The organism is Nonomuraea sp. NPDC049269, from assembly GCF_043197155.1.
Lineage (GTDB): Bacteria > Actinomycetota > Actinomycetes > Streptosporangiales > Streptosporangiaceae > Nonomuraea.
In genome coordinates this window covers 597,839-608,224 of record NZ_JBICSO010000007.1, presented here as the reverse complement: position 1 = coordinate 608,224, position 10,386 = coordinate 597,839, and the positions used below count along the sequence as shown (strand labels likewise).

7 protein-coding genes are annotated in these 10,386 nt (G+C 71.1%); 1 reads left to right on the top strand and 6 read right to left on the bottom strand.

Annotated elements, in window-relative coordinates:
• Positions 1 to 119: 119 nt before the first annotated feature.
• Both ACGFNP_RS38370 and ACGFNP_RS38365 read right to left on the bottom strand, forming a co-directional pair.
• The gene (locus ACGFNP_RS38370; protein WP_393327216.1) at positions 120 to 1,424 is read right to left on the bottom strand and encodes an ABC transporter substrate-binding protein; all 1,305 of its coding nucleotides are present in this window, start codon (positions 1,422 to 1,424) and stop codon (positions 120 to 122) included.
• Positions 1,425 to 1,461: 37 nt separating this feature from the next.
• Positions 1,462 to 2,469, bottom strand: a complete 1,008-nt coding sequence (locus ACGFNP_RS38365) for a hydroxyacid dehydrogenase (RefSeq protein WP_358336595.1) — start codon at positions 2,467 to 2,469, stop codon at positions 1,462 to 1,464.
• A gap of 198 nt (positions 2,470 to 2,667) precedes the next feature.
• On the opposite strand from ACGFNP_RS38365, the gene ACGFNP_RS38360 reads away from it, so the two are divergent.
• A complete protein-coding gene (locus ACGFNP_RS38360; protein ID WP_393327213.1) occupies positions 2,668 to 4,653 on the top strand; it encodes a DUF2264 domain-containing protein in 1,986 nt (661 codons plus the stop codon).
• A 121-nt stretch (positions 4,654 to 4,774) separates the two neighbouring features.
• On the opposite strand, the gene ACGFNP_RS38355 is transcribed toward ACGFNP_RS38360, so the two are convergent.
• The 4 genes from ACGFNP_RS38355 to ACGFNP_RS38340 all read right to left on the bottom strand — a co-directional run bounded on the left by ACGFNP_RS38355 (position 4,775) and on the right by ACGFNP_RS38340 (position 10,313).
• Positions 4,775 to 5,917: a substrate-binding domain-containing protein gene (locus ACGFNP_RS38355; protein ID WP_393327210.1), complete on the bottom strand. Its 1,143-nt coding sequence runs from the start codon at positions 5,915 to 5,917 to the stop codon at positions 4,775 to 4,777.
• A 2-nt stretch (positions 5,918 to 5,919) separates the two neighbouring features.
• Positions 5,920 to 7,842 carry a heparinase II/III family protein gene (locus ACGFNP_RS38350; RefSeq protein WP_393327207.1) on the bottom strand — a complete coding sequence of 641 codons (1,923 nt, stop codon included), beginning with the start codon at positions 7,840 to 7,842 and terminating at the stop codon, positions 5,920 to 5,922.
• Positions 7,843 to 7,944: 102 nt separating this feature from the next.
• Complete coding sequence (locus ACGFNP_RS38345) at positions 7,945 to 8,940, bottom strand: acetamidase/formamidase family protein (protein ID WP_393327204.1); 996 nt, start codon at positions 8,938 to 8,940, stop codon at positions 7,945 to 7,947.
• A gap of 5 nt (positions 8,941 to 8,945) precedes the next feature.
• A complete protein-coding gene (locus ACGFNP_RS38340) occupies positions 8,946 to 10,313 on the bottom strand; it encodes an APC family permease (protein ID WP_393327201.1) in 1,368 nt (455 codons plus the stop codon).
• Between the last annotated feature and the right edge of the window lie 73 nt (positions 10,314 to 10,386).

The following is a 10,386-nucleotide window of genomic DNA, read 5'->3' as shown; positions in this document are numbered from 1 at the left end:
ACCCGCCCCCCCCCCCCCCCCCCCCCCCCCCCCCGCCCCCCCGGCCGCCCCCCCCCCCCCCCCCCCCCCCGGCGCCGCCCCCGCCGCCCCCCCCCCCCCCCCCCCCCACGGGGCGGTCCCTAGTTGAGCACTTCGCTCTTGACCCGCTCGTTCATCGAGCGGATGCCGTCGGCGGCCGACTTGTCGCCGACCATGATGAGCTCGTGCTCCTCCTTGAGGATCGTGTCGATGTCAGAGGAGTGCTCGCTGACCGGCATCTCCAGCACCACCTTGTCCGGCGAGAACGCCTTCTTGGACACCTCGTCGGTGGGCATGCCCTTGATCGAGAAGTAGGTGTCGGTGATCTCCGGGCTCTGCAGCGCCGGCACCACGCCCATCTTGGTGATGGCTTCGGCGCCCGCCTTGCCGGCGGCGAACTGCACGAACTTCTTGGCCGCGTCGGCGTGCTCGGCCTTCTTGTTGACGGCGAAGGCGGTCGGCGAGCCGAAGGTCGTCACGCCCGAGCCGCCGGGGCGCTGCGGCATCGGGGCCAGCGCCCAGTCGACGTCGGTCTTGCCGTTGGCCTTGGCCTCCAGGATGCCGGAGATGTACCACGTGCCCATGGGCATCATGGCCGTCGCCCCGGTCTCGAACATCGTCCGGTAGTCCGACTTCTGCGAGGTCGCGGTGCCGAAGTCGAGGGCCGCGCCGGCCTTCTGCAGCCCAAGCGCGGTCGCGTACTGGTCGGCGAAGAAGGAGTAGTCGCCACTGAGCTGGTCGCCACCCGTCTGGGCCGCCGAGATGGCCTGCACCACGGACCGCCAGGTGTGCTGGTAGGTGCCGTAGACCTTCTTGCCGCCCTCGGTCTTCGTGAGCTGCTGCGCGAGCTTGGCGTACTCGTCCCAGGTGAGGGCGGCCGGAGCCTTGACGCCTGCCTTGTCGAAGTACGTCTTGTTGTAGTACAGCAGCCAGAAGTCCTGCCGGTACGGCAGCGCGAAGTACTTGTCGCTGACCTTGAAGGCGTCCAGGCCCGCCAGCTTCGCGGTGTCGGCCGACTTGGCCAGGTCGGTGAGCTCTAGGAGTTGCCCGCGGCTGGAGTAGCGCGAGTAGTCCGTGACGTTCTTCATCGTGATCACGTCGGTGTCGTCACCACCGGCGAGCATGGTGGTGACCTTCTCGGCGTAGTCATCGGCGAGGATGTCCACCGGCTGGATCTTGATGGTGGGGTTCGCCTGCTGGAAGGCGTCGAAGAGCGCCTTGAACTCGGGGGTCTTGGCGAGGTTCCACACCGTGACGGTCAGTGTGACGTTCCCGCCGCCGCCGTCCGCCGACTTGGCGGAGCCGCCGCAGGCGGTCACGGCGAGTGAGAGCGCTGCCGCGACTCCCAGGGTCTTCATGAGGTGGCGTCGCACTCCGGCCCTTCCTGACATGTTCGAAGCGATCATTGATCCGGACTCCTTTCTTTCGAGCCGGTCTCAGGGCTCAGGCGCTCACCATGAACTCGTCGGCGGTCACGGCCGCACGGGGCGGCTGACCGGACAGGTAGCGTTCGAGCTCGTCGAGCGCGCTCTCACTCATCCGCCGGGTCTCTGATCCCAGAGATCCGGCGACGTGGGGGGTGATCATGACGTTGGGCAGGTCGTACAGCGGTGACGTGCTCGGCAACGGCTCCGGGTCGGTGACGTCGAGGATCGCGTCGAGCCGGCCCTGGGCGCACTCCCGCTCCAGGGCGGCGGTGTCCAGGACGGAGCCGCGGGCGGTGTTGATGAGGGTCGTCCCGTCACGCAGGAGGGCCAGTTCGGCCGCTCCGATGAGGTGGTGGGTGGACGGCAGTTCCGGGACGTGCAGGGTGAGCACGTCACAGCGCGGCAGCAGCTCGGGCAGCGGGAGCAGCCGGGCGCCCGCCGCGCTCACCTCGGCCGGGTCGGCATAGGGATCGGCGACCAGGACGTCCACCTCCAGAGCGCGGAGCCGTTCGACCACCCGGCGCCCCACGCGCGAGAAGCCGATGACGCCGATCGTGCGCCCGCGGTTGGTCAGCTCACCGCGGCCGGCGGCGAAGGACCAGTCACCGCGGTTCGTGCGCGCGTCCTGGGCGAGGAACGGGGCCTTCTTCCCGGCGAAGATGACCGCGGCCAGGGTGAACTCGGCCACCGGGATCGCGTTCTCGTCGGCGGCGTTGGTGACGAGGATCCCGCGTCGCCAGACCTCGTCGGTGACGAACGTACGCACCGTCCCCGCGCAGTGGAAGATCGCCTTCAGCCGCGGCGCGTCGGCCAGTCGCTCGGTCGTCAGTGGCGGGCAGCCCCAGGAGGTCACCAGCACCTCGACGTCGCGCAGCCGGCGGCGTACGGAGGGCTCGTCGAGGTCGGCGGTCACGATCGGCTCTCCCAGCTCGACCAGGTCGTGCAACCGGCGAAGCTGCGCCTCCTGAAACTGCACGCCGAACTTCGCTGGGTCCATGACCAGCAGGGCAGGGGGTCTTCTCACCAGGTTCCCTTCGGCGGCAAGCGCTTACCAGTGCCGCCGATCATGTCCGATCATTTCAATCACGTCAATGCCTTGTTAATCGGATCGATCACGTTATGTGATCGATATTGATCGTTATCGTATGGTGTGTCTTGACGTGGGAGGAAACCTTCGCGTTAACTCCGGGACACACTCACGAGATCACGACCAGGGGGAGCCATGCTCATGCTGCGGGAGTTCGACGACCTGCGGCTCTCGCCCTACACCGGATGGACCCGGAACCACTGGGCGGCACTCGCCGACCATCTCCTCCTGTCCGCCAGGCGGTACGCGTCGGCCTCGCACGCGCGCGTCTCCTTCCCCGGCCCGCCGGGCGGTTACGGGCCCGACGTCGACGCGCTGGAAGGGTTCGCGCGTACGTTCCTGGCCGCCGGATTCCGGGTGGCGGGGGAGGACGGGCGCGATCCGCTGGGCCTGATGGAGTGGTACGCGCACGGCCTGGCCACCGGGACGGATCCCCGCTCACCCGAGCGCTGGGTACGCCTCGACGAGCATGACCAGGCGAAGGTCGAGGCCGCGTCGATCGCGCTGGTCCTCCACCTGACGCGGCCGTGGCTGTGGGACCGGCTCGACCCGATCGTGCGAGAGCGGGTCGTCGACTACCTCGCGCCCGCGGTCGGCGCGGACTACCCGCCGATCAACTGGATCTGGTTCCAGATCGTGGTCGAGCAGTTCCTCGCCTCCGTCGGCGGCCCCTTCGAGCGCAAGGACATCGAGGAGGGGCTCTCGTTCACCGACGACTTCGCCAGGGAGAACGGCTGGTACGCCGACGGCGCCGAACGCGCCTACGACCACTACGCGGGATGGGCGCTGCAGTTCTACCCGCTCATGTGGAGCGAGATGGCCGCCGGCGATCCGGCGGCGGACTCACGGCGACCGCGCTACCTGGAGCGGCTCGAACGCTACCTGGGCGACGCCGTCCACCTCATCGGCGCCGACGGATCCCCCCTCGTCCAGGGGCGCAGCCTGATCTACCGGTTCGCCGCCGCCACCCAGTTCTGGGCCGGGGCCCGCGCCGGGACGGCGACGCCCGCCCCAGGGTTGCTGCGCCGTGCCGCCTCCGGCATCGCCCGCCACTTCACCGAACGCGGAGCGCCGGACGCGGACGGAGTCCTGACCCCGGGCTGGCACGGAGCCTGGCCGCCGCTCGCCCAGTCCTACTCCGGGCCCGGCTCGCCGTACTGGGCGGCCAAGGGCTTCTTCGGCCTGTCCCTGCCCGCCGACCACCCGGTGTGGACGGCCGTCGAGGAGCCGCTGCCGGTCGAGTCCGGCGACTACCGACGCGTCGTCCGCGCGCCCGGCTGGCTGGTCAGCGGCACCCGTGCCGACGGTGTCGTGCGGGTGATCAACCACGGCACCGACCACTCCCATCCCGGGACGCACCTGACCGACTCGCCCCTGTACGCGCGTCTGGGCTACTCGACCGCCACCTCGCCCGTGCTCGCCGGTGCGCACGCCGCCGACCCCCTCGACCAGGCGGTCGTGCTCCTCGACGAGGGCGGGCGCCCCAGCCATCGCACGGGATTCGAGACGCTCCTCCTCGACCACCTCCCCTCCGGAACGGCGATCGGGGCCTCGCGCTGGCAGGCCCACTGGGTCACCCCTGAGACCGGCAGCCCGGACCACGGTTACGGGCGGGCCGGGACGGTACGCCTCGGGCCGTGGATCGACCTGATCTCCGCGGTGCGCGGTCCTTGGGAGGTGCGCCTGGTCCGGCTGCCCGCCACAGCGGTGGAGCGTGGTCCGCTGGCGGAGGCGGCGGAGGAGCGTGGCCCGCTGCGCGTCGGGGGATGGCCGCTGCCGGCTTCAGAAGCCGTCCATACCGATACGGCCGCCGTGTCGAACGGCACCATGCACTCCTGCGTGGTCGCGGGCCGGGGGCTGGACCTGCGCGGCGTGGTCGCCGCCCAGAACTCCTCGCCGCTGGCCCCGTGGACGCTTGTCCCCTGGTGCGCCACCACCACGTCGGCGCTGCCGGACACGTGGTACGACGTGGCGGTGTTCCTCGGCGGGCAGGAGCCGGACCGGGCGCCGGTCCTGTCCTGGGACGGCCCGGCGCTCGCCCGCGTGGCCTGGCCGGACGGGACGGACGACCTCCTGGACACGGCCGTCGCGCTCAGCGGGCCAGGCACGCCGCCGCTATGACGCCGTTCGGCGGCGGCGGGTCACGATGACGCTGTCCGGTGGCGGCGGGCCGCCGTGATGCGTTCGGCGGCGGGTCACCGTGACGCGTTCGGCGGCGGGTCACCGTGACGCGTTCGGCGGGTCACGATGACACCGAGGAGGAGCGCACGATCAGGGTGGGCTCGACGACGACGCGGTGGGTGGGCCGCTCCGGGTCCGGGTCGGCCAGTCGCGCCGCGAGCAGCCCGAACGCCGCCCGCCCGATGGCCATCTTGGGTGGCCGGACAGCGGTCAGCGGCGGGTCGCACAGCTCGGCCACCTCGTCGTCGTAGGCCACGATGGCGAGATCACCCGGCACCCGGATGCCGCGCTCCTGACAGCGCTCGACCAGGTTGATCGCCTCCGGGTCGGAGTGGACGAGCAGCGCCGTCGTCCCCGAGGCGACGCACTGGTCGATCACGCCTTCGAGCGCCTTGGGCCACTCGGAGTGCCACTGATCGACCGTACTGACGTCCAGCATGCCCTCCAGCGGCAGTCCGAACTCCTCGCACGCCTGCCGCCAGCCGTGCCGCACGTGCGGTCCCGTCGGGCTCTGAATGGTGGTGATCAGTCCGATCCGCCGGTGACCGAGCTCGACCAGGTGCCGTACGGCCATGCCGGCCCCCAGCGCGTGATCGCTGACCACCGACTCCATCGCCTCGTGATAGGGACCGGAGGCGGCGGTGCGCTCGATGAGCACCATGGGCATGTCGGCCTCCTGCAGCCAGCGCACCAGCGCCTGCCCGTCGTCGCCGGTCGTGGTGGGCGCGACCAGGAGGCCGTCGATGCCCGCGGACTCGATCAGCCGGGAGAGATGGCGGCGCTCGTCGGCGGCCCGGTAGGTTGCGCCACGCAGGACGACGCGCGCGCCGGCCGCCGCGGCCGCCTCGCGCACGCCACGGATCACGTCGGGCCAGTAATAGTTCAGCGACGGCACCACCATGCCGATCGTGACCTGCGGCTGCTCGGCGCCGGCCGCGTCGGGCCTCGGCTGCGGGGCGGGCGAGTCCTCCGTTTCCCCGCCGGCCAGTGTGTCGGCCACCGGCCCGCCGCGGAGCACGGCGCCGCCGCGAACCCGGCGGATCAGCCCCTGGGACGAGAGCAGCGCGATGTCGCGCCGGATGGTGATGACCGAGACGTCCAGCTCGGTCGCCAGGTCGCCGACGCGCACGACGCCGCGCTGGCGCAGCAGCTCCACCACCTGGGCGCGGCGCTCGTCCGGCAGCGGACCCGGCGATTCGGACATGCTCACTCCCACACCCCTACACGAATCTCGAAAGCGCCCCGCGCCGTACCGGGCAGACGCAGCTCCAGCCTGGTCAGGCGGTCGCCCCACACCTCGGAGAGCATGGGGTCCGCCAGCGTACGGACGGTGAACGCGGCCGTCGCGACCCCGGGGTCCCACGCCACGAGCACGGCCCGACCACCGCCCGGCGGCCGGACGACGGCCTGCCCGGCGGACGGCCGCTCCACCTGCCCGTTCAGCAGGAAGTGCAGCACACTCGGGTCGCCGTCGCCGGTGAAGCTCCAGGCGTCCCCGATCGTCACGCGTGACTCGCGCCGGTCGAGCGTCGCCGTCCGCCACCATCGCTCCAGCTCGGGTACGGGATAGGCGGCGGCCAGGTCCAGCCGCGCCTCGAAGCGGCCGGGCTCGTCCACCACCTCGACGTCACGTGCGCGGAACCGGCGCCCCTGGCCCTGCGGCGTACCCCGTACCTCGGGGACGTTGTGCCAGTCGCTCCGCATCGTCCAGATCGCGTAGCGGTCCGGCCCGAACGTCTGCGCCGTGTACGTCGGCCGCCCCGCGTCGACCAGCACGGGAACCCCGTCCACGGCGACGACGACGGACCCCACGTCGTTGTGGTTGTGGTGCTCCCCGTTGTGCCCGCCCTTGATCGCGAGCGTAAGACCGCGCGCCGTCCCGCCGGCCGTACGCGCGAGGCCGATCTGCGTCCCCGGCAACCAGACCCCGGCGACCAGGGGCGGCTCGCCGGGCCTGGCGCCCTGCCACTCCACGTCGACCAGCTCGCGGAGCGCCCGCCCGAGCTCGGCGGCGGCGGGGATCCCGGCCGCGCGCTGCGACTCCGCGTGCCGTCGGGCGTCGTGCGCGCCGAGCCGGCGAGCCCAGCGGTGCAGCACCTGCCACGGCTGGTCAGCCGGCGGCCGGGCCCGCGCGTCGGCGAGGTTGAGATACCACGGCCCGCCCAGATGCATGCGGTGCGGGAACCGGACCGTCTCCCGCACGACCGGGATCTCCGCCGCGTCGAGCCGTCCCGATGTGGCGTGCTCTAGGACGTCGAGCGCTTCGAGCGCGCGGCATGCCCCGTTCCACCAGTATTCGTAGCCTTCATCGACGGAGCCATCACTCGGCAGCGCCGCCAGGTAGTGATCGATGCCCGCCACGGCCAGGGCGACCTGGCGCGCCCGCTCCTGCCCCGGCTCGGTCAGGCGCAGCGCGGCGACGAGCACGTTGCCGCAGATCCACGGGCACCAGTTGCTCGGATCGCCGTCCAGCCCCAGCCAGTGCCAGTCGCGCCGTTGGACGAACGGGTCGAGCACTCGCGCGCGCACCTCCGCCCGGACGCGTTCCCGCAACCCTGGGAAGCGTTCGGCCAGCCGGTCCCCGAGCACCTGGTCGGCCCAGGCCAGCTGGGCGGCGACATCGGCGGCGCCGAGGTCGAGGCAGGGAGTGGCCACATCGGGCAGGACCGTCCCGCGGGGCCGGCACGTGTCCTCGTGCGCCGGCCAGCACCACGAGCTCTGCTCGCACAGCTGGACGATCCCGTCGGCGGCCTCGTCCAGCCACGCGCCCGCACCGCTCGCCAGTGCCATGAGCACCGTCCGGGTCAGCCGGTCCTGGCGCTCGAACACCTGGCTCTCGTAGCCGGTGCGGTTGCCGTCGCGGAAGTAACGCGCGTACTGCGAGGCCAGCGGCTGCGGCCAGGGCGTGCCCAGCTCCGCCTCCGCCCGCTCACGGACGGCGAGCAGGGCGCCGGACTCCGCGGCCCGATCCCAGACGGCGTCCCCGGCGGCCGGGACCGGCAGCGCGGCTTCGGGCGGCAACAGGCCGTGGACCAGGGCCTCCGGCGACATCGCGGCCCCCCAGACGGTGAGCAGGGGGCCGGTCGTCAAACTCCCCGGGGTGCTCTCCGCGGTTGCGGTGTTCGTCATGATCCTCCTCGCCGACACCCCTATAGTAGCGATCGAAAGTGATCGAAGTTGAATCATATGGGCATTCAGCGAGGAAATGATCGAAACGCGCGTGACCAGCGGCTAGCCTGTGTATTGGGCTCCGAGAGCGCGCAGCCGCGAATGCGCGGACTCGTACGGGGCCGGGGTGCCGAGGTAGGACTTGGGGAGTTTGGCGACCATCGTGTAGTTGGTGTCGCACACGTTCCCCACCGGCGCCTGCCCGCCCTGGCTGACCAGTTGGTAGGCGTCGAGCGTGTCGAGCCCGGTCAGGGCCGACGTCCAGGTGACCAGGTCGTGCTGGCTGATGCGGTAGGCGTCCTCCAGCGGTCTGGCCGAGCCAGTGGACATCAGGTGCAGGTCGTCCTCCATCCGCGGCCAGGGCGTCGCCACACCCTTGATCAGCTCGACCGCCACGACCGTGTTCATGGCGGCCTCGACCGCGGTGCCGCACACCTCGCCGTGGCCCTGCCGGCCGTGGCCGTCGCCGATGGAGAACAGCCCGCCCGCCACGTTGACGCCCAGATAGACGGTGACGCCCGCGCGCAGTTCGGGAGTGTCCATGTTGCCGCCGTGCGCGTCGGGTGTGATCGTCATCCGCGCCTCGTTCGCGGCGGGCGCGACGCCGACCGTGCCGTGCATCGGGTCGAGCGGTAGTTCCACGCTGTAGTCACTGTTGCGGGCGTGGTAGACGGCGACGCCTTTGGCGGTGTCGAGGTCGTAGCGCCAGACCCGTTCCTCCAGCGGTGGCTGCAGCATGGCGGTGGTGTGCGTGCCGGTCAGCGCCCCGAAATGCGGGAACGTGGTGGAGACCGCCCAGTCCCTGGCCGGGGTGATCGAGATGAAGTGCAGCGCCAGCGTGTCGCCGGGCTCGGCCCCCGTCACGTGGAACGGCCCGGTGACCGGGTTCAGGTAGGGGAACTCGCACACCTGTGACGGCAGGTCGTCGACCGTGCGGACCCGGCCGCCGAAGCAGTCCTCGGTGAACAACTCGACGATCGTGCCCGGCGCTACCTTGCCGACCGGGGCGCGCCCGCCGAAGGTGTAGCCGAACTCCTCAGGCGAGGGACGATAGGACACGACGTTCACGAGACCTCCGAGGGCAGGGCGGGCCTGCGGCCCATGAGATAGAGCACGACGACGGCGAGCAGCCCGAGACCGAGCCAGATGAAGCCGAGCAACTGCGCCGCGAGGCTCGCGTTGATGACGACGAGCACCAGCACGGCGAATCCGATCACCGGTACGACCAGGTGCGCGAGCCAGTCGCGGCTGCGCTGCCGCACCACGTAGTGCACGACGACGGCCACGTGCAGCAGCAGGAACGCGGTCATCGCGCCGAAGTTGACCAAGGAGCTGAGCAGGTCGATGCCCTTGTCGTAGAGGCTCATGCCGACGCCGAGCAGCAGCGAGACGGCCGCGACGGCGAGCGTGGCGTTCGCCGGCACCTTGTGCTTGGGGTCGACGCGGGCCAGGAACGAGGGCAACTGCCGGTCACGCGCCATCGCGAACAGCAGTCGCGAGGTGGCCGCCTGCGCGACCAGCGAGTTGGCGAAGCCCCAGGCGATGGCCGTCGCCACCGCGCACAGCACGCCCAACCAGGCGCCGCCGGCGTACGAGGCCAGGTCGTAGAAGGCGTTGCCCAGCTGCGCCCCCGGGGCCAGCAGGGCGGCTCTGTCGGGCACCAGCAGAGCCGCGACCCAGGTCTGCACCACGAACAGCACGGCGGCCAGCGCCAGCGCGGCCACCATGGACCTGCCGAGGCGCCGCGCGTCCTCACGGTTCTCCTCGGCCAGCGTGGAGATGCCGTCGAAGCCCAGGAACGACAGCACCGCAACCGACGCCGCCCCGAACACCAGCGTCCAGGAGAAGGTGGCGGAGTCGTAGATGGGGGTCAGCACGCCCGCCGTGCCCTTGCCCTGCGCCAGCGCGATCCCGGCGACGACCAGGAAGATCGCGAGCACGAGCAGCTCGGCCACCAGCATGATCCGGGTGATCCGGGCCGTCATCTGGATGCCGAGGTAGTTCACCACGGTGTTGAGCAGCACGAAGGCGACGAGCCACAGCCACACCGGCACCGCGGGCACGAAAGAGTTCATGGCCGTGCTCGCCACCAGGTAGAGCAGCGCCGGGACCAGCAGATAGTCGAGCAGGATCGCCCACCCGGCGATGAACCCGACCGGCGGTGCTATGCCCCGGCCCGCGTAGGTGTAGACCGATCCGGCCATCGGGAAGGCCCTGGCCATCTGCGCGTACGACAGCCCGCTGAACGCCATGGCGACCAACCCGATCACGTAGGCGAGGGCCACCATCCCGCCGGAGAGTGCGAAGACGTTGCCGAAGATGCCGAACGGCGCGATCGGCACCATGAAGATCAACCCGTAGATCATCAGGTCGGCGAAGCCGAGAGAACGCTGGAGCTCTTGACGATAGCCGAACTGCTCGATGCTGCTCATGGACGGCTCCTCGCTGCATGGGGGGCGATTCGCACACTAGATTCAAAGCCCGTTACTGACCAGGCTTCGCCAT